Below are 25,661 nucleotides of genomic sequence, written 5' to 3' on the forward strand. Positions count from 1 at the left end.
AATAAAACCCACTGGTGGGAATTAAATATATTATAGAAATGAAAAATGAATTAAAAGTTGCGGAATTTAATAAAAAACAAAATCTTTTGGATTACGTGAATCAAAACTCACATAAATTAAATATTGTATCGATCAGTTCTACTCAGGAGGCGATATCATATAAACACTTTTTATGGTATTATGATAAATAACCCCAATAATAGAAATGCAGTTTTACCCAACTCGATACTACCTATGATTTTGCTCCATAAAACCTTTTTACTACTAGCATTCGTATTTCCTCTCTTCGGTTTTTCTCAAAATGAATTCTTGGATTATGGTATTGATCATAAAAATGATACCACTTACGGCACTGTTAGAAATACCATTACTAAAAACGGTCTTCTCATTGAAAAAAATCCAAAGTCTACGAAAAACAGAATTATGTTTCGTACTCATAAATTGAGAGAATACAAAACCATAAGATTTAATGATGACATTTATTGGTATGAAAAACCTTCCGTTGAAGATGGTATTTACACCAAGTCCATGCCTCGAATAATTCCAGAAGACAGTATTGCCAAACGCTTTGGGAGTTTTGTCAACATCCAGAAAAGACTTCCTGATTTTTTGGTCACAAAGACCAATGATACCATTTATGGTAAATTTCGAGATCCTATATTTTGGAAATTCCACTTTTTAGATACCAATAATTTAAAAGTCAAAATCGAAAAAGATCATATAAATTCTTACCGATTTAATAATGATATTTACATCCATAAGGAAAAACGAAAAGCTGTTATTTTTGACAAGGATGGTGCTTATATAAAATTAGTATTGGACGGAAGAGTTAAATTATATGAATACGAACATATCTATAAAACTGTTGACCTAACGACCAATCTTCCGACGTATAAAAAAGCAACCTATTTATACATAGAAAAAGGGGATGAGGTCTTACTTCTCGATGGTTTTCTTAACAAGAAACGATGGGCCGAATTGTTCGAGGACAATCAACCGTTGGTATCAAAAATTTTAAACGAAGAATATAATATTGAAAATATGTATCTGATTGTTAAATATTACAATACTATGAATCAGTAATTACATCAAAAACAACCTACTTAAAAAGAATCTTAACCTCTAAAAACACCCTATCGACATGAAAATTCAAAACCTATTTATTTTATTTCTTTGCCTCACTCTCATCAACTGTGCAACTGACGACAATAATTTCGAACCTACTGAGAATATTTTTGATGGCGATATCATTCTTAATTCTCAGGAGGATGTTGATGCTCTTGGTAAGAATAAGTACACGAAAATCACAGGCTATTTGAGAATTGAAACGTTATCAAATCTAACCTGGATTCACAATTTGTCTATTTTTAGTGATTTAACTGAAATCTGTGGCGATTTAATTTTAGAAAACAATTCTGCACTGGTAAGTACGGAAAGTTTTTCAGAACTCAAGAAAATTGGTGGAAGTTTAATTCTGTTTGACAATGGCATTAAAAATCTGAATGGATTTCTAAATTTAAAAAGTATTGATGGCAATCTCTCCATAAAGTATAATGCATTGGGGAATATGGAGGGTCTTGAAAACTTAAACAGCATTGGAGGTGATTTTTTTATCAACCAAAATCAAATCAGTAGTTTAGATATGTTCAGAAATGTAACTTCTACTCTTAGGGGTTTTATTTGGTTGGAAATGGAAAGGCTTGAAAGTTTAAATGGACTACCTAAGATTGGATCAACTACAGCTTCGATAAAAATCGCACAAACAAAAATTGAAAATTTAGAAGCTTTTTCCGATGTACAACACATTGAAGGTTCATTGGAATTAAATAATAACGATCATCTCATAAGCTTGGAAGGGTTTGACAATATAAAATCAATACGAGACAGATTAAGTATCCGGGGCAACGATGTCTTGCAGAATTTAGATCAATTAAATAATCTCAATCTTTTGAAAGGGGATCTGGATATTTTTGGAAACATCGGCTTAAATAATATCGACGGACTATCTAAATTAGTGGGCATAGGTGGATACGTCTCTATTGGTTATAATGATGTTTTAACCAACTTAGATGGATTAGTAAATGTGGAGACTACTGGAGGTCGATTGGAAATCGAGGGCAACGTAAATCTTAGCGATTTTTGCGGATTAAGTACTTTAATTGCCAATGGAGGAACTTTTTTAGATATAAAATTGAATTCCTACAACCCAACGAAACAAAATTTCCAAGATGGTCATTGTAGCAGATAAGGATAAATAATTTTTCTAAGAGCCTAGATTATTTTGATTAAATTAGTTGCTTGAAATCGTAGTCTATATTATTCGGATTAGTTCCGAAACTCAATAATTATGTGAAAATTACCATTCAAACTACTTAGCGTAAAGAAATAAAATGGAGACAGCATGAATTCACCCAACAAACTAAAAAAATGAAAAAAATCACTTTTATTATCCTCGTCTTCGTTTGGATTTCGTCTTTGGTTATTTTAATAATCGCTCTGACAAACTTATATCCGAATACTATTTTTAAGGAATATCGCAGTAGTGTTGGAATTGCATTTATCACAATAACTGGATTGTTAAAGCTAATTTATAACTCTATAAAGAATAAGAGCAATACGAATACTTCAAACCACAAAAATTAAACTTATGAATAGAAATCAAATCATCGGCATTGGCATTTTTAGTATTGGAATAGCAATTTACTTTATCAGTGAAAACCAAATCATCGGAACGGTTTCAGGCGTCGTATGCGCTATCGGTTTGGCATTTATTTTAAGGATAATGCCGTTTACTAAACGGAATATCACCAAATAATTCGAAATGATTCCCATACATAGACTTTCTTACTCCTCAGACAAGAGATTGAATCAGCTCTGAATGAGACGATTGGAGATTTAAACAATTAAGTCAAGATATTTAATCAAAGGGTGTTAAACAAAAAAGGCTGTCCTTATCAGACAACCTTTTCTTTTTACTATATAAAATTTATTATTTCAAACTCTTCAACAATTTCTCAGCCACCAACTCTGATGATGCTGGATTTTGACCTGTAATTAAGTTCCCGTCTTGCAGGACATACGGTGCCCAATCGTCTTTTTTGGAATATACAGCCCCGTTCTTTTTCAACATATCTTCCACTAAAAATGGAACGACGTCTGTCAATTGCACCGCAGCTTCTTCGGTATTTGTAAATCCTGTGACCTTCTTGCCTTTTACCAGCGGATTTCCTTGAACATCCTTAACATCTTTCAATGCAGCAGGAGCGTGGCATACAAAAGCAATCGGTTTGTCTTGAGTATTGAACTTCTCGATTAAAGCAATAGAGGTAGTATCATTTGCTAAATCCCACAACGGCCCGTGTCCGCCTGGATAGAATACAGCGTCAAAATCGTCAGGATTCATATCCGATAAAACCTTAGTGTTGGCAATTTTCTCCTTGGCTTCTGCATCATCATCGAAACGTTTGGTAGCATCGGTAGCAGCATCTGGTGTATCACTGCTTGGGTCTATGGGTGCTGCGCCTCCTTTTGGTGTGGCAATGGTTATCTGCGCACCTTTATCCAATAAAGCATAATATGGGCTGGCAAATTCTTCCACCCAAAAGCCTGTTTTTTTTCCTGTATCTCCTAATGTATCATGAGATGTCAATACAAATAATATCTTCATTTCTTTTTCTTTTTTAATGTCTGATTTTTCTTCTGAAACGGTTTCAGAGGAGTTTTGATGTTTCGCATCTTTACAACTTGATGCCATCATCATGGTAAGCATAAATGCAATTGCTTTTAATGGTTTCATTTTATAATCAATACGCCATTTTCACAATTTCTTCAACCATATCTGGTGACAAGGATTTATGCTCGCCCAAGCCTAACCATTCGCGCTCTGTAAAGCGTTTTGAAATGATTTCAGCCGTACCTTCATAATCTTTGGTATACTCCGATAACTTGGTGTCGATACCCAAGCCGTGAAAGAATGCCACTGTTTTATCTATGGCCGCATGCGCTTTATCATCGGTGTTGCCTTCTGTAATATTCCATACACGTTCGGCATATTGTGCGAGTTTATCTTTTTTCGTTTCAAAGTTGAATTTGTAGTGACTTGGTGCAATCACTGCTAAGGTTCGGGCATGATCAATACCAAACAAAGCCGTCAATTCATGCCCGATGGCATGCACAGCCCAGTCGCCCGGAACTCCTTTTTGAATGAGTCCATTAAGGGCCATCGTACAACTCCACATAAAATCGGAAGCGGCCTTATAATCTGTCGGGTCTTTCAACACCTTTGGTGCCACTTCAATTAAAGTCTGTAGAATACTTTCAGCAAAGCGGTCCTGTAATTTAGCATCTATGGGATAGGTCATATATTGCTCCAAAACGTGTGTAAATGCGTCTGTTAAGCCATTGGCCAATTGACGTTCTGGAATGGAAGTAATCACCTGAGGATCCAAGATGGAGAACTCTGGAAATAAACCAGGCCCGCCCATGGACAATTTTTCTTTAGTCTCTGCTCTTGTGATCACCGCGCCCGAGTTCATTTCAGAACCCGTTGCAGGCAAAGTCAACACCGTTCCAAATGGCATGCCCTTTTCAGTCTTCATGTTCTTGGCTAAAATATCCCAAGGGCTATTCCCTTCAAAAAGCGCGGCAGCCGATAGAAACTTAGTGCCATCAATGACAGAACCACCACCAACGGCTAACAAATACGTGATGTTTTGGTCCTTAATAATTTTTAAAGCCTCCATTAAAACAGCGTATTCTGGATTGGCTGGAATGCCGCCAAACTCTACGACCTCCACATCGGCCAAAGCGGATTTTACTTGATCGTAAATTCCATTTTTCTTAATACTCCCACCGCCATAAAGCATGAGGACTTTAGCGTCTTTAGGAATTTCATTTGATAATTTCTCTATACTGTCCTTGCCAAAGATAATTTTGGTTGGATTTTTAAATTCAAAGTTGTTCATCTGTTTGTTTTAGTTGCTGATTTATATTTTAACGACCATTTTCCCTGTGTTTTTTCCTTCGAATAGATCCATAAACGCTTTTGGGATATTTTCAAAACCTTCTACCACAGTTTCGGTGTAGGTGAGTTTGCCCGCTGCCAACCATTCGGCCAACTGCTGCATGGCTTCTGGAAATTTTTCTTCATAATTCGAAACAATAAAGCCTTGCATTAAAGCACTGTTTTTAACCAGGAAAGGTTGTACGCTGATACTTTTAGGAAGTTCTATATTGTTATAAACTGAGATGGCTCCACAATTGACAATGCGCGCAAATTGATTGATATTAAATAATACCGCATCGGAGATCGGACCGCCCACATTATCAAAATAAATATCGATACCGTTTGGTGCTGCCTTGGCAATGTCTGCGCTCATATCTTTACTGGTGTTATAATTGATTCCAGCATCAAAGCCAAACTTGCTTTTTAGCAGTTCTACTTTTTCATCCGTACCTGCAATGCCAATGACTGTAAGGCCAAGGTTCTTCGCTATTTGCCCTACCACAGATCCGACTGCACCTGCAGCTCCTGAAACGATGAGCGTTTCACCTGCTTTAGGTTTCCCAATCTGGGTGAGCCCTAAATAGGCCGTCAATCCCGTCATGCCCAAAATACCTAAATAGGCACTTAAAGGTGCTTTCTCGCCATCGACTTTCATAAGGTCTTTGCCTGAGGATATTTGCTGAGTTTTCCAATCCAACATCCCCATAACAAACTCACCTTCTTTAAAGTGGTCGCTTTTGGAAGCGGTCACTTTGGCAACCACACCAGAATATATTGGTTTGTTGAGCTCAAAAGGCGCCGCATACGATTTAGCATCGCTCATACGACCTCTTAAATAAGGGTCTACAGAAACGTAGATGGTTTCTAAAAGTATTTCACCATCCTTAGGCGTTAGATTTTTTTCTTCTTTTACAAATTCAAAGTCTGAAAGCGTAGGAGTTCCTTTTGGTCTGTTTTTTAATAAAATGGTCTGTATCATTTTTTGTGTATTTTATATTAATTATTATTTATTGTTATTGTAATTACCGCTTTAATTAACGATAGTTAATTGTTTGTGAAACAGCAAATTGAAATTTATATTTCACAATCTTGACTTAAAATTCAATCTGTCTTGAATCCTGATTCTTGGTTCTCAATTCTACTTTACTAACACCCAAGCCGTCTATAGTCTTTCTTCTTTACTCTTTCATCTTTATTCTTGACTTTTGACACTTAATTCCTGATTCTAAAAGAGAAGCGGTCTTAATACTTAATTCTTAATACTAATTACTCAGTACTATTTCTTAATACTGCTCCAAGCCGCTTCATAAGCTTCCTCTATCTGTTTTTCATCCAATTTAAATGTCCCGCGTTTCTGGGCAGTCATCAAAAATGACAGGGGATTAATCGCATAAGCATATAAGAGGTAATCGGAAATTGGTTTGATGATGCCTTCCGCTTTCCCGCGTTTCCAGAGGTTGAGTAGGGGCTGTAAGTGTTTGATGCCTTCCTGTAAGCTGGGTTCGTCAATAATGGGTGTATTATCACACTGCGACAAGAACATGGCGCTTTCAGAGGCGTTGAGTTTGAAATCGGCAATGCGTTTCCATATATGTTCAAAACCTTCTTCAACGGACATAGTTTCCTTATAATCTTTAAAAGCAAAAGCAGTGTATTGTGCTTTGACGTCGATATAGGTTTTGTTTACTAAGTCCTGCTTGTTTTCAAAATACAGGTAAATGGTCGCTGGAGAAACATTGGCCATTTTTGCAATTTTACTCATTGGAGTGGCATGGAACCCGGCATTGTTGACCAACGTAATGGTAGCATCGATAAGAGCATTACGTTTGTCTATACTTTTTTGAAGTTTGGCCATTATAATTTGATTTGAGTACAAAGATACAAATAAAAGTGAACGTTCATTCTTTTTTAACAGAGCTTTGGGAGTTATGGAGTGGCGGTGTAGAAATAAGCTGTAATGTGGTAGTGGAGAAGGTTTGTTTTCGGGAGAGAGTTTAGACTAAGGGCTTTTTGCTTCTGTTTTCTTTTTTTTAGACACGGATTACACGGATTACACGGATTACACGGATTGTCACTAATTCCTTTTGAACCTGAACTGGCTGAAAATGAGATTTTCTCAATTTCACTAATTTAAAAGGTGTATTAGATACGAATTGCACGGATTTTCACAAATTCCTATTGAACCTGAAGTGGCTATATAAGGGATTCTATCTATTTCACTAAATTAAAAAGCTTATAAGACACTAATTACACGGATTGTCACTAATTCCTTTTGAACCTGAAGTGGCGGAAAATGAGATTTTCTCTATTTCACTAATTTAAAAGGTGTATTAGACACGAATTTTACGGATTTTCACAAATTCCTTTTGAACCTGGAGTGGCTAAAAATGCGATTCTATTTATTTCAAGGATTTAAAAGTTAATAATTAGCACCTCCCGAAAGTATCCTCGGCACTACGGGTTGCCACATAGTCGCACCCATGTTTAATCCATTATACAATGAAACAACTACTAAGTTCTGCCATTAGTGAAAATACGGAATAATTTGATTACTATATATTCCAACGCCAATTCCATCCGTGTAATTTGTGAAACCCACCTGAACCGACGGGCAGGTTCGTGTCTAAGAATTTATAGTTCTTTTGCTTTTTCTAAAATTAAAACAGCCTAATCCTAATAATTGTTGGGATCAAGTTTTGTCATGAATTTCTTTGTCTACATTTAGACAGTAACAAAAATAAAATCATAAGGCAAGACTATAAATATATAATAGCATAGTCATAGTTCCGTGTTTTTTAATCTATGTTTGACCTTGACGAATATTCTTGGTTAATTTACACAAAGTCACACCCTAAGTATCGTGAAATAACAGCAGTATAATAACATAAAGTTTGTTATTTGTTTTCAAACATCTCAAATCAATGATTGCATCAGATACTTTAGTGACCTATATGTGGATTTTATTGGCCGTTTACGCCGCCGTCATCTTATTTTTCGTGGTCAGAGGGGCACGTAAAAACAAGAACATCCAAGATTATGCAGTCGGAAATATTGGCTTTCCGTCCTGGGTAGTCGGGTTGTCCTTAGCGGCTTCCATGACCAGTGCCGCAACATTTATTATAAATCCGGGATTCATTGCACTTTATGGCATTTCTGGAGTTATTTCCTTTGCCTTGGTATTGCCCATTGCCGCATTTATTTCGTTGATTGTTTTTACCAAGGGTTTTGCCAGACAAGGAAAGGCCGTTAAAGCCACCACCATGGCGCAATGGATAGGAAAACGCTATGAAAGTAAAAACTACGCTATTTTCTTTGCCTTTGTCGCCCTTTTATTGATCACCTTTATTGTCTTGATCAATGTCGGACTCACCCAGGTCATTTCCAAATCGCTTAATGCCGATCCGTTTTATGTCTTGATGGGCATAACCGCGTTTGTCTTTGGCTATATGATGTTTGGTGGTGCCAACTCCATGGTCTATACCAATACCATTCAGGCCATCATCATGTGTATTGTCGCCCTCATTTTGATTGGTTCTGGCGCCGAATACTTCACCGATGGGATTGGTGGTTTTTTTGAAAAACTCAACGCTATCGATCCTAACTTGACCAAACCAACCAATCCTTCCAGTTTTTTGTTTCGGGATTATTTTGAGATCATTATCACACAAATTGTTATTGGGGTAGCCATTGTTTGTCAACCACACATCATCACTAAATCCTTACTATTAAAAGATTCAAGTAAAATCAACACCTATTTGTTCAGCGGGATTGCGTTTATGATCATCTTCTTTTTGGTGGTCATTGTCGGATTATATGCCCGTATCAGTTTTCCTGATTTTATGGTGAACGGAACTGCGTTAAAAATGGATGAAATCATACCAACCTATGTGGTGACCAAATTCTCGGTAGGTGTAGGCTTGGTTATTGTAGTTGGACTGATTTCAGCCGGATTATCCACCTTGGAAAGTTTGATACAGTCCTTATCCATTACGATTACTTCGGACATTATCAATCCCTTATTCAAGGATAAATACACTGCAAAAACCATATCCATCAATAAAGTGGTGATCATCGGATTGGCTATCGTGAGCTTTTTATTGAGTTGGAACCAAATTCAAAATCCGGACATCAGCGTGGCTATTTTTGCCCAAAACGGCGTGTATGCCTATTTTGCAGCTGCTTTTGTACCGGTGCTTTTTGGAACATTTTTAAAGAATGTGTCCACACGCTCTGTATTTATTGCCAGTATCACGGCCATTGTTGTGCATTTTGGTATATATTACGGACGGATTACGCCGTATATGCAAGAGCCTGTAAACAATCCTGGGGTTTCTGCGGCTACCGGCATTGTGACATCGCTCCTTGTAGGGTATATATTTTATAAATTAGACGAAAAGAAACAACGTGGACACATTAGATTGGACAGCTAAATGGGCGGATTATACGCCAGATAAGATTGCGATTACTTCGTATGACGCCAATAAGAGTTATACGTATAGTGACCTGCATACCTATGCCAATCGATTGACCGATAAGTTTGTTGAACTCCAGTTGGAAGAGGGCGATCGCATTGCAGTTCTGGCAGAGCACAGTTTGGAGTATATTGCTCTTTTTGTGGCCTGTCAAAGAATGGGCATCATCTTGGTACCATTAAACTATCGCTTGTCTTTAAAAGAAATCAGCAAACTCGTTTTAGATTGCACCCCAAGTTTGCTGGTCTACAATGCCAATCATCAGGATAAAGTGGCGCAACTCTCGCTTCAAAATTTGAAAACTATCTCTTTTGATGTTCTAAAACACTATTACCAAACTACCGATAGCATCGCGGAAAAAACCTTCCAAATCAAGGCGGACAATCCGTTATTTATCTTTTATACTTCCGGAACCACGGGAGCTCCAAAAGGGGTCATTTACACCAACAAAATGCTGTTTTGGAACAGTTTGAATACCTCCATGCAGCTCGGAATTACGTTTCGAGATTCCACCATTAATATCTTGCCACCCTACCACACTTCGGGTTGGAATATTTTTGTGACGCCGCTTTTGCACAAAGGCGCACATATTGGGGTGTTGGAGAAATTTGATGCAGAAAAGACCTTATGCTTATTGGAACTCAATAAAACCACCTTATTTATGGCATTGCCCACCATGCTGTTGATGATGCAGGAAACGCCCATTTTCAAAAATGTGAACCTGAAACGATTACGCTATATCATTTCTGGGGGCGAGAAAGTGCCATCAGAGCTGGTGACCTATTGGAAGAAAGAAAAGAACATCTATATCCGACCAGGTTATGGTTCCACCGAAGCCGGACCAAGCATCACCTCATTGCACCATAAAATGGCGCAGTTAAAACCTAATTCCATTGGGAAACCTAATTTTTATCTGGACATCAAAATCGTCGATAAAAAAGGTGCCAAGGTCAAACCAAATGAGGTCGGGGAGCTGTGCATCAAAGGCGATATTGTCACACCCGGCTATTGGAACAACTCTGTGAAGACCAACAATAAAATCAAGAAAGGCTGGCTGTTTACAGGAGATTTCGCCTATGCCGATGATGAAGGCTTTCTGTATATGAAAGGGCGCAAAAACGACATGTACATCTCGGGTGGTGAAAATATTTACCCTCAGGAAGTCGAAGCGCAACTGGAAGATTTCGAAGACATTACCAAAGCGGTCGTGCTCAGTGTCAAAGACGACAAATGGGGCCAATGCGGCATAGCCTTTGTAACATCGTCCAATAAGGAGCTTTCTGTAGGACAAATTCGCGAGTTTTTAAAAGTAAACCTTGTGGCTTTTAAACATCCTAAGTACATCTTTATTTTAGACGACATTCCAACCACAAGCTTAGGGAAAGTATGTAGAAAACAGCTTTACACTTATTTTAACACCATCAATTCTGAACCATGAAACATTTTAGCTTCGTATTAATTGTCACCTTAATCAATGCGTCTGTTTTTTCACAAACCACTCAAAAACCTATGAAAGAGCTACTTTCAGACTATGAATTTAAAACCTATTCGACCACTTTGGATGGCTTGGACATTAGCTATATTAAGGAAGGAGATGCCGATAAAACTTTGCTTTTTGTCCATGGTTTGAGCAGTAATGCGGACGCTTGGTCCAAAAATATCGCCGTTCTGAAAAACAATTACACCTGCATTGCCTTGGATTTGCCGGGCTACGGAAAATCGTCCATCCCTGATGCTGACTACACACCGTCGTATTTTGCGGAGGTCCTCTTTCAATTTGTTGAGAAATTGGGATTGGACCATGTTATTCTCGTAGGACATTCCATGGGTGGGCAGGCGAGTGTCAAATTTGCCACTGCACATCCTGAAATCGTCGATAGACTTATTTTGGTAGCACCTGCTGGCTTGGAACAATTTTCTGAAGCCAATGCGGCCATGATGAAAAGCTTTTTGACACCAGCCTCAGTCCAAAATACTACCGATGCTCAAATTGAGAACAATTATGCGCTTAATTTTTATGTACAGCCAGAAGAGGTTTCCAAAATGATTTCTGACAGAAAGAACATCAAGGCAGCATCAGATTTTGATGCCCATTGCACCGCCATTGTCAAGAGTGTCTCCGGCATGCTCGATGATCCTGTTTTTGGGGATTTAAAGACCATCTCACAACCAACCTTGGTTATTTTTGGAGATAAGGACATGCTGATTCCAAATCGGTATTTTAATCCGACCTTGACCACGGAAGCCGTTGGCAAGATCGCTTTAGAGAACATCAAACATGCCACCTTGGAATTTATCCCCGATGCCGGACATTTTGTGCAGTTTGAAAAACCTAAGGAAGTGAATGTGCTCATTCAGAAATTTGTAGAGCAGAAGTAATTTATCACTAAACTTATATTATCTTGGCCAATGCACGTTTAGTCATTTTTATTCGTGAAATCCAATTACAAGTTATTTAAGCCTAGGTCTATCAGATAACGAAGAGTCCTTGCAAATCCGTGATTCCGATTGCTATCGGGACCTGTCTAAAACCCATTAAATCTTACAGCCAAATCTATTTCCACCCAGACGAAGTCCCTACTAAATTTGAGCCAATGAAAACAAAGCTTAAAAAATTCACAGAGTTTAGTAAAACCATTCTCCCGAATGAAGCTAAATATCTTGAGACCCAATATCAGTTTGTCGAAGAAGAAAAGCTTCAAATCATTCAGCTGGTCATCAGTAATGCCCTGTCGCAAAACAAACGCAAGGATTTTGACACGGCCATTGACAAGCGGAAATATTCCTATATCAAAGATTGGATTGAAAAGAAATTACTGAGCATTGATGTAGATGCCACCATTGGCTGGATCATGTCCATCAACCAAAAAATCCTAACCGATTCTATCGCATCTGACGAAGAAAAGGAATTTCTCAACTATATTGCTTCCTACAAAGCCATCGATTTTACATTTCAAAATCTGTATGATCTGGCCAAGGAGTACAAATCCTATCTCTTGGTAAGAATGCGCTATAAGGACCATCAAATTGTGTCCGATTTTATAAAAACCTTTAAATCACCCTATCTTAAGGCACAGGATACCAAAGAAAAACTCTATGACGCCACGACCGAAATCACGGACCAATATACACTAAACAACAAAGAGACCAAGCATCTGGAAAAGTGGCTGATGAAGGTGTTTAAAGACGATTCCATCAGCGGGAAAAATAGATATCAAGCTTTTGTATTGTTGGCTTTTATGTACACCAATTACAATGAAAATGCCAAACTAAAAGTGCTTTTCGACCAAATTGATGTGTATTTCAGTGAAGGCCAGATGTACTCTAGACGCCTCTTATCTAATTATTACGCCAGCAGGGTGCTATTGCATTCCAAGCAGGATGAGTTTAAGGAAGCGGAATTTTATGGCTACCTCTCCATTAGACAAAACAATAATGATACCTTGATGTATTTGAACAACTTGGTGGCCATTTTATTGCGGAACAACAAACCGGAAAAAGCCTATGCCTTAATGGAAACGCATAAGGATCTGTATAAGGAAACCCATAATTACCATCAAAAGATTGGCTACTGTTCCTATCAGATCCGGGTCTTGTCTGAACTTCATAAAAACAGTCTCGCGGAGGCCACTGCCAAAACCTTTTTAAGAAAACACAAAAACGAAGTCCTAAAGCACCGTTGGCACCATTTCTTCACCTCCTATATCAGCACCTTGATCACGCAGGAAAACTACGAAGAAGTCTTGAAGCTCGCCACCAAATTTGACTTGATAGAAAAGGAGAAAGAACGCCAAAAACAAAACAACTACGTTCCCAATATCTCCTGGAGTATTTCATTGTCAAGGTATATGGAAGGCCAAATAAATTCGACGCGATTATTGGAGGAAATAAAGGCCCCGCTCTTGGATATTCAGCCTACTACAAATCAAAAGCAGTTGATGGTTAAGGTCATTGACCAACTTTCCACAAACTTACCTGAAGCTTTTTTGAAGCTCAAGTCACACATCTAAAATATGAACCTTAATGCCATGTTATCAGGCTGATAGTATCTAAATGTTGGAGAATATAGATAGATAGTCACACTTGAAAGCTTTAGTTTTTGAGACAGCTGTTGCTCAATTTCATAATAGATTGCCATCTAAACGAACTCAATCAATATTCTGACATTATGAAAAAACTATTTCTATTACTAACCCTTATTGGTTCTTTTGTGGTCAACGCCCAAGATACAGGAGCCATCAGCGGATTGATCACAGATGCTAACGGCGTTCCTTTATCAGGAGCCACGGTGTCCATTAAAACTTTGAATAAAGGTGCCATGACCGATTTTGATGGCCGCTATACCATTGACAACATCGCTACTGGTGTTTACGACGTCACTGTATCTTATATTGGTTATGAGACGCTGACAAAAAATATTATTGTAGCTTCAGGACAGACTACAGATTTGAGCACCTCATTAAAAGGTTCAGATACGGTTTTGGATGAAGTGATCTTAACGGCCAACAAAAAGCCACAAAAAATCACGGATGTTCCTGCCACGGTAAACGTTATTTCTGCGAGGGAAATTGGAGAATTCCCGAGCTTTAACATTGGAGAATTGGCGGCAAGACAAAAAGGTGTTGACTTTGTAAGAAGTGGGGTTTTAGGAACCGGAATCAACATTAGAGGTTTCAATTCGGCTTTTAACTCTAAAAACTTACAGGTTACTGATGACCGTTTATCGTCATTGATCGCCACTGGATTGCCAATGGGCTCTTTCTCTACAGTGTCCAAAGATGATATTGAGCGTGTTGAAATCCTTTTGGGACCAAACGGAACGCTTTATGGCCCGAATGCACACAATGGATTGGTGAGTACCATTACAAAAAATCCAAGAACTTCTGAAGGAACCACATTTGCAATTGGTGCTGGAAATCAAAATGTATTCACTGGAAGAGTACGTCATGCACAGATTATTGATGACAAGTTTGCCTACAAAGTGCACTTTGAAAGAGCTCAAGGTACTGAGTTTAAATATACGGATACTGTGTATGTACGAAATCTCACTACAGGAGAATATAAAGGTCATAAAGAACTCGATTTAGATCGTGATTTCACATCTCAAAAATATGGTGCTTCGTTAAACTATAAGCCAACTCCAGGCTCAGAGCTAACAGGATACTACGGTCATAGTAACAGTAGTAATATTGGTGTCACCAGTGCTGGCCGTAACCAAATAAAAGATTGGCGGATTACCGAAGCACAATTAAAATTTGTGTCTAAAAACTTTTTCGCCAATACGTATTACACTTGGAGTAAAACCGACGAGACCTATGCTATGAACCAGCGTACGCAAAATTATGTGTCGTTTATAGAAAATGGATTTTCTGACCAAGAAGCACGTGAGCGTTCTTTTAGTGAACAATGGTATCAATTGGGAGAAGGCCAAGGTAATGGGATTCCGCTTCCGCGTGGAGCGCTATTTGTAGACGATTCAAAGCGTTTTAACGCAGAGGCACAGTACAACAACAATTGGGATGAATTCTATTTAACCGCAGGAGCGCAGTACCAAAAAGACATGGCAGACTCGCATGGCACTTACCTTTTAGATGATGGTGGTATTGATTTGGCACAAACTGGCGTATATACCCAATTGGAATATAAATTGGAAGATTCTGGCTGGGGCTTCTTGCTTGGCGGACGCTTAGATAATCATGACCTATATGGTTCCAACTTCATCCCAAAAGCAGCGATCACCAAAAAAGTAAACAACGGAACTTTCAGAATAACTTACGGAAAAGGAATTGCCGTACCATCAATTCTCAACCTTAAAGGCAATTTATTTGGCGGATTGGTATTGGGTAATGGTGAAGGATTTACATTGGAAGACGGTACCAAAATTGCTAAGTTGGACGTGGAAACCATCAACTCTTATGAGATAGGCTACAAAGGAAAACTGTCTGACAAATTATTTATTGATACCAATGCCTATTACAACCAATCCGATAATTTTATCAGTCCATTGGTCAACATTTCCCTAAACAGTCCTGTTACACATATGGGAAACACGCCAATAGGAGAGGTAGTCCCAGGTTCTACCGGTACTGTATTGACCTATTTAAACTTTGGTCATGTGGATACTTACGGCGTTGACGTAGGCTTAAACTATTATTTCAATGATAGCTTTAGAGGGGTGTTTAACTATTCTTATTTTGGTCGTAGCCTTGATTTGAATGATATGGCCAATGACGGGGATTTAAATGGTGTAGTAGAAGAACGTGAACTGCCTATCAATACGCCAAACAATAAATTTAGCGTGGGACTTCACTACAATAAAGGCAAATTTTATGCTGCTGTATATGGTAGATATGTGCAAAAATATGATTTCTTCTCAGGAATTAATTATGCTGCGAAAACGCAAGATCAAGACGGAGATGGTGTGAATGAAATTGTCGAAAATGCTAGAGTTCTTAGAACTTGGAACTATGGCCAATTGGGCGGTTTCACGGTAGATGCCAATGCAGGTTACTATTTTACGGACGATCTTTCTTTAGGTGTGAACATTACCAACTTATTTAATGCGGAAATTAGAGAGTTTGTGGCATCGCCAGTAATCTCAACATTGATTTCCTTTGAGCTGAAATACAAAATCAACTTCTTTAAAAAATAAACAGTTCAAACCAATTAAGTTTCTATACCATGTCAAAAATACATGCTAATGATATTGAACTTGATTATGAAGACCACGGCACCGGAAAGGTATTGCTATTGCTTCATGGTTTGGGATCAACAAAAAAAGATTGGGACGCACAAGTCCCTTTCTTTTCTAAAACGCATCGCGTAATTACGTTAGACTTAAGAGGCCATGGCGATTCTTCCAAACCCAAAGACGCTTATGGCGTTGGGCTGATGACAGAAGATGTCAAAGCCTTCTTAGATCAATTAAAAATTAAAAAAGCAACCTTTGTAGGATTTTCAATGGGTGGGGCAGTGGCCTTTCAAATGGCGGCCAGCCATCCGGAATATGTTGAGAACTTGGTGATTGTCAACAGCGGCCCCGATTTTAATGATATGGGCCCCATTGGCGAAGAGCTTCTTAGCAGCCGCGTCCAGTTTTTGGAAACCAAAGGTCTGGAGCAATTGGCGAAGGAGATTTCATTTAATATGTTTCCCGAACCACATCAAGTAGCCTTGCGTGAGGCATTTGAAAAACGCTGTAAAAACAACGACTATAATGCCTATTTCAAATCCTTTGTGACCTTGATGGATTGGGGTTTGGGCGATCAATTGGAAGCCATTCCCACCCGTACGTTCGTGGTAGGTTCCGATATGGATTATACCCCGGTGGCCTTTAAGCAAGCTTATGTATCGCGCATGCAAAATGCAAGCCTGTCCATCATAAAAAACTCGAGGCACGGCGTGGTCATTGATCAGCCAGAGGCTTTTAATCGTGAACTTAAAAAATTCTTGGACCATGAATAAAACCGTACTGATTACAGGAAGCACCAGCGGCATTGGTCTGGCCATTGCTACCCGATTTGCCAAGGAAGGTTATGACATTATGTTTCATGGCCTGGAATCCAATGGCGATGCCATTGCAAAAGACATAGGAGCCAAGCACAAGGTAAAAGTGGCGTTCTCCAAGGCGAATTTGCTAAAGCCTGATGCCGTGGAAGGCCTGATTGCCGAGACGATAGCCACCTTTGGCGCCTTGCACGTCTTGGTCAACAATGCGGGCATTCAGTTTGTATCGCCCATTGAAGATTTTCCTAATGTAAAGTATGAGAACATCATCGCCATCAATATGAATGCGGTATTCTACGCCTCAAAAGCAGCGTGGAAACAGATGAAGCAACAAAAGTTTGGACGGATCATCAACATTTCTTCGGTGCATGGCTTGAGGGCCTCCGAATTCAAATCGGCGTATGTGACCGCGAAGCATGGGGTGATTGGGATGACCAAAGTTTTGGCTTTGGAAGGCGCGCCGTTTAATATTACCTGCAACGCCATTTGCCCGGGCTATGTCAAAACCCCTTTGGTGGAAGGCCAGATCAAGGACCAAGCCAAGGCACATAAGATGACCGAAGAAGAAGTGGTGGAAAAGGTGATGCTTGTAAAACAAGCCGTTAAAGAATTTGTTCCGGTGGAGGCCATTGCGGATATGGCGGTTTTATTGGCGAAGGACAGCTCGACCACCATTACGGGGACGTCATTTGCCTTGGATGGGGGATGGAGTGCACAGTAGGATTTTCACGGATTGATTAACAGACCTCTAAACTCTATAAAATGCCCTTGAGGTGGCGGGTGGATATGCCACTTTAATTTTTAAGTTTAGTTTTTTTGATTAATAACCTCTCAGGATTTATCCCAATAACTATCGGGACTGGGAGGTTTTCTATTAACAAACTTTCCTTACCGTAGCTTGTGGTAAGCACTTTTGATTTGGATGATGATTTCGAATTTAAAGACTGAACTAAATTCTCCTCCTTTTTAAGGAGGAGTGGCTTCTGCTTCCGCAGAGAAGCAGAAGGCCCGCCAAACACGTCGGGCAGGCGAGGTGGTTCGACAGTTGATAAATAAACTGTTTTAATTGTCGTTGGTGATGTTAAAGCTAAACTTGCATAAGAGTTTTTCGTAACAACAGATAAACCATTGGTTTTACTTGACAGGTTCTGAAGGTAAAAGTTGGCACGAGAAGGGACGCTCACGGCAGTAATAAGTTTATATTTAACAACCCTTCCGTCTTTAAGCTCTTTTCTGAGCTTAAATCCACCTTCCCTTAAAAAAAAGGGAAGGAATCTTAGTTAAGAAACCATAGTCAGTAACAAGTTTTAATTTACAAACTTTCCTTACCGTAACTTGTGGTTAGCACTCTTGATTTGGAGGATGATTTTGAATTTAAGGACTTAACTAAATTCTCCTCCTTTTTAAGGAGGAGTGGCTTCTGCTTCCGTAGAGAAGCAGAAGGCCCGCCAAACCCGTCGGGCAGGCGAGGTGGTTTAAATTTAAAAAAAGTCTTAATCAACAAACGCCGTCCTAACTTTTAGGAAAGCGATTAAAAACGGGTGGATAATTTTCAGTAAATTAATATTTGAGCTATATTATCCTTCTTTTTAGGGTGGAGGAGCGATTACAAAAACAGCCAAAGTGCGGAATTTATAAAATATAAATTCTGGTCAAAAAAATAATTATAACGTCAGGACTTAAGCAATAAAGATAGTCATCGATGAACAGCAAGAATTAGATGGATGCGGTTCAGCTTATGCTTATAGAATAGTAGTTTAACGGAAATAAAAAATGAAAGCCAATACAGAAAACTTATATAAACACGTTGCTTTCTTGACCTCCATATACCCTTATCGGAACTATAAAAATATAGAAAGCCTTCAAAAAACAGCAGCTTATATTGAGGCGAAAATTCAGGACTTTGGTTTACCGACCGTTAGACAACAATGGGAAGCGAAAGGGAATGAATACACCAACATTATTGCTACTTATCAACCCCAAAAAACAAAACGCTTTATCATAGGCGCGCATTATGACGTCTATAAAGACATAGCAGGAGCAGATGACAATGCCAGTAGTGTGGCCGGCTTGCTGGAAATCGTACGACTACTAACTGAAAGCACTTTGGAGTTAGCATACGGAATTGATTTTGTGTTTTATTCTTTAGAGGAACCTCCGTTTTTTAAAACAAAAAAAATGGGAAGCTATATTCACGCGAATTCCCTTACCAATACCAACAAGGATTATATAGGGATGATTGCCCTTGAAATGATAGGCTACTATCGTGAAGATAAGGAGTCTTATGAGGTCTCTATTTATAAAAACCAATTGATAGTTTCCGGAATTAAAAGCTATGATTCCTTTAATAGGAAAATCTCCCAGCTGCTGAAAACGAATGGGAGCATGGACTCTCGCTGGATCTCTTTTGCCGAAAACTACCCAAACAATGGACCTTCAGATCATCGCAATTATTGGCAATTTGATATTCCTGCGGTAATGATTATTGGCACCGGAGGCCATGGAAATCCAAATTATCACAAAGCTACAGATACCATTGAAACGCTTGATTTTGAAATTATGACCGATGCGGTGAATAATATTGCGTATGCGCTGTTTAACTTTTTGGAATAAAATAGGACGTAAGACCTAACACAATTGCGAGATATGATTTTTCGTCACTGTTGGTGTTTTCCACCAACTGATGTTTCTTGTGTTTTTATTCTTCAATATTCTTTTTTTATAGGATGAGTGGAACTGCGTTTTCTCATCCTATGGGTCTTTTTAAATTAATTATTGATCTTCATTGGTGAAACTTATATTTAATTCAACTTATTTTAATAAGCAGCTGGACTTTTTTTAACACAAATATTATGAATTTTATAAATAAAGATTATGTTTGTATGACTTCCCCTAATCGTTTAAACATCAATTTTTTGTGGGTGCATATTTTCGTTCGGTCTTATTAGTATTTACACAGCTTATATAGTCAGATATGAGCACGTATTAGAAAGGAATAAACGAAAACCTAATAATTAAATTAGAAAACAATGAACAAAAAAAATCTACATTTTTTTTACACTGTTATATATTTCAACAGCAATTTTTGCTCAAAAAAAAATCGGTAATAAAATCTATTCTTATGGAGATTTAGAGAATTCAATTAATGGGAAAACCTTGATACATTATGGCGTAAGTGACCCAGAAGGAGAAGTTAAAGTTATAGGTCGATTTAAAAGGGAATGGATAGATGCTATTTCGTGGAATAAATTATTTATCCCTGGCTATGAATATTCAGACTCCGAAAAGAATGAAGCCTTAAATAAAAACAATATTGAAACCATTATTTTAATAAAATTAAATAACATATCCACTGCTACACAATTAACCACAACCTCTTTGTATAGTGGTTGGACAGATTCTTTTAACACTTTTAGTACAACGAGAAATGTCATTGATAATGTTGGATTAGTATTTGAAATTTATACCAAAAAGGACGAATTTGACAAACCTGTTGCTGTTATAATTGGAAACACTAAGAATATTTGGGGTGTAGGAGGCTCACAAGTAGGGCTTACTCTAAAAGTTGTTGAAAGAGTTTTAAGTGCTATGAAGAAAGAAAAAGCATTTGAATAAATATACGTAGTTCTACTTATAGGAATGTTTAGGGAAAGGTGGTAGATTGGAGGTTGGAAATTTTGATCGCTATAGTTAAATAACTACAGTTGATCCTATTGGCACGCTGAGGGCAGTTATGATCACTCTTGGTGCTTATAAATGTAAGTTGTAAGCAAGCTGAAAAGCCAGCCGCACAAACAGCACATTTGGTTTTTGCCGACACACGAGCCAACGCTGAAAAAACCAAAAGAGCTGTTCTTTGCCAACGCTCGAACGAAATGAGAAAAACCGTAAATTGAATTAAAAAAAAGAGCGTATTTTAAGCGACTGAAACCAACCGAAAAAATGGAGATAACCGAAAAGCTACTGATTGAATTACAAAACCGACTAAAAGTTGGTAGCCGAAGAGGAGTTCATTTAAATGCTATTCCAGCGCGTTCAAGATACAAATTTGACTTAACAAGATTATCTAATATAGACGAAAATCTTCCCGCAAATTTTATTAATGCCTTACTAACCGAGTTACCATTAAAATTTAAAATTAGTTGGAAAGATAATGTCCCCGATTTGAATTCTCTTTTTGAAGATGACCAAACACAATTAGTGAAAATAACAAAGTCCTTTGAAAATCTAATTAATCAAACAGATGCAATAGAATCGGAAAAAGGTATAAATACTTTCGGCTTTGGCTTTCCAATACTTGTAAGACGAGACCAATCAGACAACAAATTAACAGTTGCACCAATTTTAATTTGGTCTTTAAGAATAAGAAGAACAAAAGAATTTAATACTTGGGAAATACTACGAACAGAGGATGACCCAATTTATATAAATGAGGTTCTAATAAATCACTTACAAAATGATTCCAAAATTGAAATTAACCAAATTTCAACTGAATTATTGGATGACGGTTTAATTGACAAAAGTGAACTTTTAGATATTTGTGTAAATATCATTGAATCTATAAACAGTTCAATACCAAATGACCTTCGTGAAACATTTGAGAAAAAACTGAATGAAATAAAATCTATTCCAGAGAAGAAACATTACGAAAAGCTACCATTAACATCTAATAATTCATTTATAGATTTTGGCGGACTTTTTTCAATTTTTGAGGTTCAGAAGCAAAATATTATTCACGATTATGCGAATTTACTAGAATTACAAGGTGCAACAATTGACCTTGAGGATATGGAAGAACATACGTTTCAACCAATATCATCAGTCGAAACCGACCCTTCACAACAAGGAATTTTACATTCTCTAAAAGCATCTCGGAACATTTTAATTCAAGGACCACCAGGAACAGGGAAAAGTCAATCGCTTACAGCGATTCTAGTAAATGCTTTAGAGAATCAAAAAAAGACAATTGTTGTTTGTGAAAAACGAACAGCTCTAGAAGTGCTTCACAATGCCCTAAATGAAAAAGGTCTTAATTATCAATGCGTTCTGCTAAAAGACATAGTTAAAGACAGAAGAGTCGCAGTTGATTCCGTAAGAGATAGAGTTGATAATTCCTCATATCGAAGATATAGATACACTTATTCTAAAGAAACTTTAGACAACATAATTGAAAAATCGAAAAACTTAATTGATTCAATAAATAAGAGACATAAAAAATTAGGAGCGAATTTAGTCGGCAATAAAAATTGGACTCACATTGTCGGCTCACTATTGTCAGAATTAAAAGACAATTCAGAAGAATACAATCTTGATTTGGCAAAAGACACATTCAGTTATGAATCATCTGAACTAAATCAATTATTAGAACTAATTAGAAAAGGACAAAATTTATATGACGAGTTTAAACCTCATTTAAACCTATCTTTTATCAACTCTGCAAAATTAGTTGGAGACAATCCATTTATTATAGAACAGCAGATTGAAGAAGATTTTTCAATATATAAAAAAGAGTTGAAAATAATATTAGATGATATTTCAAGCTATGAGATAGAATATTATAAAATTAGAAGTGAACAATTTAATTTGCAAAAAACCTCAATTAGTGCTATTGAAAACTCTATCCAAAATATCCTAACAAAACACAAAGCAAACAACGACTTTTTTGATGAAGAAAAAACAAATGGATTTTTATTTAAAACTATTTCCATCTTCTCAAAAGAAAAGAAAACTACACTTACTGACCAACAAACAATAAATTCACTTTTTGAAGATTATTTATCAAAAACTAATAATAGCAAGGATTTTGAAAGTATTGACTTCTCTAATTCAATTAAGGAGAATCGAGACATTCTTAAAAACTATAAACAAATTATTGAGCGAATTGAAAATGAATTTCAATCTAAAATAGAAAATGAGTACAAATCCCTAAACTTACTTAAATCAACTGAAAAGGAATTTGACACAGAACTACTTAAAGCAATAAAAACAAACTTTAGTAATTTAAGGGCTAAAATCAAAGAACAAAATTGGACTAACAAAGAATTGAATGGAGATTGCCATAATGTGTTAATCTCTCGAATTCAGGTCTTAATAAATTCGAAAGAACATTTTTTCGCAAATGAAAACGACCTCTTTTCAATAGAATTTAAGTGGTTTCAATTTTACAATTCATTATCAGCAGATAATAAACTAATAATTGACCAATTAAAGGAGAAAACTAATTGGAGAAAAACATTTTTGATTTTCTACCTTAATTCTATGCTTGTAAATTCTGCGAATACAGATTTACCAACAAATGATAATGACCATATTGAATTAGGAAAATCTTTGTCTGAACTCGAAAGAGAACAGATTAAATATATTAGAGAATATTGGTTTTCAAAACAAATAGATGCAACAAGAGAGTTTGATGATAAGAATCCTAATTTAGCAGTTGAAAATTTATATAATAAACGAGCAGGTAAAAGACATAAAAGACTATCCTTAAGAGAAATAGTAAAGTTGGATATGGATTTATTTACTACTTTTTTTCCAATAATTCTAACAACACCAGACGTAGCAAGTAATCTATTTAAAGGTAAAAATCAATATTTTGATATTGTTATGTTTGATGAGGCAAGTCAATTAAAGTTAGAAGATAATTTGCCAGCACTTTTAAAAGGGAAGCAGATTGTCATTGCAGGAGATGAACATCAAATGCCACCTTCAAATTATTTTAGCAAAATATTTGATGGTGTAATTGACGATGAGGATGAATTTGAAGATGAAATAGACAAAATTAAAAATGATATAAGTAATTCACTTTCAGATTGTGAATCTCTTCTTGATTTTGCTTCCGAATTAGGTTTTGAGAAAAAACATTTAGACTTTCATTATCGTTCAAGACATCCTTACCTTATTGATTATTCAAATTATGCCTTTTATAATCAACGGTTAAAACCACTTCCAAATAGTTTTGATTATATTCCAATAAATTATGTTCCCGTAAATGGCACCTATTCCGACAATTCAAATGACGCAGAAGCTGAAACAATTCTGTCGATTATTGATAACAACATTTCAAGACTTCCAAACGGAGAATATCCAACAGTTGGAGTGGCAACTTTTAACATCAATCAACGAAACCTAATTTTAGGTAAGATTAATGAAAGAAGAAAATTTGAAAAATATACTGATTTTAACGACAAAATAATTGACCTCGAAGAAAATGGATTTTTCGTTAAAAATTTAGAAAATATTCAAGGAGACGAAAGAGATGTAATAATTCTTTCAACCACTTATGGTATTAACAAAGAAGGGAAATTTGCTCAAAGATTTGGTTCAATAAATCATCAAAAAGGTTATAAGCTTTTAAACGTTATTGTTACAAGGGCAAAATACAAAGTATATGTATGTTCATCAATCCCTGAAGATGTGTTTTTAAATTACAAAGAGCACTTAATAAATGAAGGTTCAAATAACAGAAGAGGTGCTCTATATGCTTATTTAGCGTACTCAAAAGCTGTTAGTGAACAAGACAATGAGGCTAGAATTTCAGTCTTAAATACACTAGCAGAAAATTCTACGAAAAGCACTACAATTGACAAATTAAATGAAGACCTCGAATCACCATTTGAGGAAGAAGTTTATGAAGCACTAACTGAACACTTTGACGAAAAAAATATAATTCCTCAACTTCAATTTGCAGGTTTCAGAATTGATTTGGTTTACGACACGAAACATATTGGACTTCCAAAAATCGCAATAGAATGTGATGGTGCAGCTTATCATTCAAGTCAAGAAGCATATTTGCACGACAGACACAGACAAAAGATTCTTGAAGGACACGGTTTTGTGTTTCATAGAATATGGAGTACAAATTGGTGGAGAAACCCACAAAAGGAGACGAAAAAATTAGTTGAATTTATAAAAAGTATTGAAAACAGCAGTCCTTCAATTTTTGAAGATAAATCAAGAACAGGTTTAGCATTTACAGATAATATTACGATTATCGAAAATGAAATTTCTAAAGCTTCTTCACATCTTAATAAGAATTTAAAGGAAACAATTGAAGCTGTAAGTAAAAAAGAGGAAGTTCAAACAACATTATTTAAAGAAACTATTACGGTTAATAGTAAAGTGAAAGTAAAATATTTAAATATTGATAAAGATTTGAAGGTTCATTTAGTAGACCAAATTGTGTCAAAACTTGAGAAATCAAATGGTATTCAGAAAATAAATATTAAAACACCTTTAGGAGTTGCTTTAAAAGGGAAATCGGTTGGAGATACTGTGAAAATTGGAGGATTAGACAAATATGTTAGAATATTAGAAATTATGAATTAAGCCAACGCTAAAAAGCCATACACATTTGCAATTCGCACCAGCCAACGCAACGCCAAAAATCGCAAAAGAGTATGTCTCGCCAACGCTCACTTCCGAACTAAGAGAAAACTTCAGAAAACAAAGCAGAACGTGGAAAGCCAGCTTACAACAATGTATAAAAATAATAGCGGTTTTAGTGTTAAAACCAAAGTAAGTAAATATAAAAAAGGTCTGTGTTTAACCGAAAATTAGTGCATTTTAATCCGCTACTATTCTTATGTGTGCCGAGAGTAACGACCGGCTGAAAGTCGTTACGTAACTGTTTATAAGATGGTGGAACCGACCCACCGGTGTTGTCCTACAGGGGAAAGCAT

General features: G+C 36.8%; 17 protein-coding genes. 13 read left to right on the forward strand and 4 right to left on the reverse strand.

The features are described 5' to 3' along the window. Window positions 1-180: 180 nt before the first annotated feature. From J4051_RS07800 to J4051_RS07810, 3 genes are all read left to right on the forward strand, one after another. Window positions 181-1,083: a hypothetical protein gene (locus J4051_RS07800; RefSeq protein WP_208233306.1), complete on the forward strand. Its 903-nt coding sequence runs from the start codon at window positions 181-183 to the stop codon at window positions 1,081-1,083. 58 nt (window positions 1,084-1,141) lie between these two features. After that, complete coding sequence (locus J4051_RS07805) at window positions 1,142-2,248, forward strand: hypothetical protein (RefSeq protein ID WP_208233307.1); 1,107 nt, start codon at window positions 1,142-1,144, stop codon at window positions 2,246-2,248. A 399-nt stretch (window positions 2,249-2,647) separates the two neighbouring features. After that, a complete protein-coding gene (locus J4051_RS07810) occupies window positions 2,648-2,815 on the forward strand; it encodes a hypothetical protein (RefSeq protein ID WP_208233308.1) in 168 nt (55 codons plus the stop codon). 174 nt (window positions 2,816-2,989) lie between these two features. Here the strand turns inward: J4051_RS07810 and J4051_RS07815 are convergent, their stop codons facing one another. The 4 genes from J4051_RS07815 to J4051_RS07830 all read right to left on the reverse strand — a co-directional run bounded on the left by J4051_RS07815 (window position 2,990) and on the right by J4051_RS07830 (window position 6,860). Further along, window positions 2,990-3,796: a type 1 glutamine amidotransferase domain-containing protein gene (locus tag J4051_RS07815; RefSeq protein WP_208233309.1), complete on the reverse strand. Its 807-nt coding sequence runs from the start codon at window positions 3,794-3,796 to the stop codon at window positions 2,990-2,992. A 7-nt stretch (window positions 3,797-3,803) separates the two neighbouring features. After that, a complete protein-coding gene (locus tag J4051_RS07820) occupies window positions 3,804-4,964 on the reverse strand; it encodes an iron-containing alcohol dehydrogenase (protein ID WP_208233310.1) in 1,161 nt (386 codons plus the stop codon). A 21-nt stretch (window positions 4,965-4,985) separates the two neighbouring features. Further along, window positions 4,986-5,984 carry an NADP-dependent oxidoreductase gene (locus J4051_RS07825; protein WP_208233311.1) on the reverse strand — a complete coding sequence of 333 codons (999 nt, stop codon included), beginning with the start codon at window positions 5,982-5,984 and terminating at the stop codon, window positions 4,986-4,988. 297 nt (window positions 5,985-6,281) lie between these two features. After that, entirely contained in the window at window positions 6,282-6,860 is a 579-nt protein-coding gene (locus tag J4051_RS07830; RefSeq protein ID WP_208233312.1) for a TetR/AcrR family transcriptional regulator, read from the reverse strand. Window positions 6,861-7,926: 1,066 nt separating this feature from the next. On the opposite strand from J4051_RS07830, the gene J4051_RS07835 reads away from it, so the two are divergent. The 10 genes from J4051_RS07835 to J4051_RS07880 all read left to right on the forward strand — a co-directional run bounded on the left by J4051_RS07835 (window position 7,927) and on the right by J4051_RS07880 (window position 25,308). Beyond that, the gene (locus tag J4051_RS07835) at window positions 7,927-9,435 is read left to right on the forward strand and encodes a sodium/pantothenate symporter (protein ID WP_208233313.1); all 1,509 of its coding nucleotides are present in this window, start codon (window positions 7,927-7,929) and stop codon (window positions 9,433-9,435) included. Then, the gene (locus tag J4051_RS07840) at window positions 9,410-10,915 is read left to right on the forward strand and encodes a class I adenylate-forming enzyme family protein (RefSeq protein WP_208233314.1); all 1,506 of its coding nucleotides are present in this window, start codon (window positions 9,410-9,412) and stop codon (window positions 10,913-10,915) included. The genes J4051_RS07835 and J4051_RS07840 overlap by 26 nt, the downstream gene beginning before the upstream one ends. Next, window positions 10,912-11,856, forward strand: a complete 945-nt coding sequence (locus J4051_RS07845) for an alpha/beta fold hydrolase (RefSeq protein WP_208233315.1) — start codon at window positions 10,912-10,914, stop codon at window positions 11,854-11,856. The genes J4051_RS07840 and J4051_RS07845 overlap by 4 nt, the downstream gene beginning before the upstream one ends. A gap of 215 nt (window positions 11,857-12,071) precedes the next feature. Continuing rightward, window positions 12,072-13,487 (forward strand): hypothetical protein, encoded by a 1,416-nt coding sequence (locus J4051_RS07850; RefSeq protein WP_208233316.1) that lies wholly within the window; start codon window positions 12,072-12,074, stop codon window positions 13,485-13,487. Window positions 13,488-13,645: 158 nt separating this feature from the next. After that, a complete protein-coding gene (locus J4051_RS07855) occupies window positions 13,646-16,129 on the forward strand; it encodes a TonB-dependent receptor (protein ID WP_208233317.1) in 2,484 nt (827 codons plus the stop codon). A gap of 29 nt (window positions 16,130-16,158) precedes the next feature. Next, complete coding sequence (locus J4051_RS07860) at window positions 16,159-16,941, forward strand: alpha/beta fold hydrolase (RefSeq protein ID WP_208233318.1); 783 nt, start codon at window positions 16,159-16,161, stop codon at window positions 16,939-16,941. Next, complete coding sequence (locus J4051_RS07865; protein ID WP_317192703.1) at window positions 16,910-17,704, forward strand: 3-hydroxybutyrate dehydrogenase; 795 nt, start codon at window positions 16,910-16,912, stop codon at window positions 17,702-17,704. The genes J4051_RS07860 and J4051_RS07865 overlap by 32 nt, the downstream gene beginning before the upstream one ends. A gap of 1,052 nt (window positions 17,705-18,756) precedes the next feature. Continuing rightward, window positions 18,757-19,596, forward strand: coding sequence for a M28 family peptidase (locus tag J4051_RS07870; protein ID WP_208233319.1), 840 nt, complete (start codon window positions 18,757-18,759; stop codon window positions 19,594-19,596). Window positions 19,597-20,139: 543 nt separating this feature from the next. Then, complete coding sequence (locus J4051_RS07875; protein ID WP_208233320.1) at window positions 20,140-20,598, forward strand: hypothetical protein; 459 nt, start codon at window positions 20,140-20,142, stop codon at window positions 20,596-20,598. 327 nt (window positions 20,599-20,925) lie between these two features. Beyond that, window positions 20,926-25,308 carry an AAA domain-containing protein gene (locus J4051_RS07880; protein ID WP_208233321.1) on the forward strand — a complete coding sequence of 1,461 codons (4,383 nt, stop codon included), beginning with the start codon at window positions 20,926-20,928 and terminating at the stop codon, window positions 25,306-25,308. Window positions 25,309-25,661 lie beyond the last annotated feature (353 nt).

Source organism: Gelidibacter pelagius, assembly GCF_017581925.1.
Classification (GTDB): domain Bacteria; phylum Bacteroidota; class Bacteroidia; order Flavobacteriales; family Flavobacteriaceae; genus Gelidibacter; species Gelidibacter pelagius.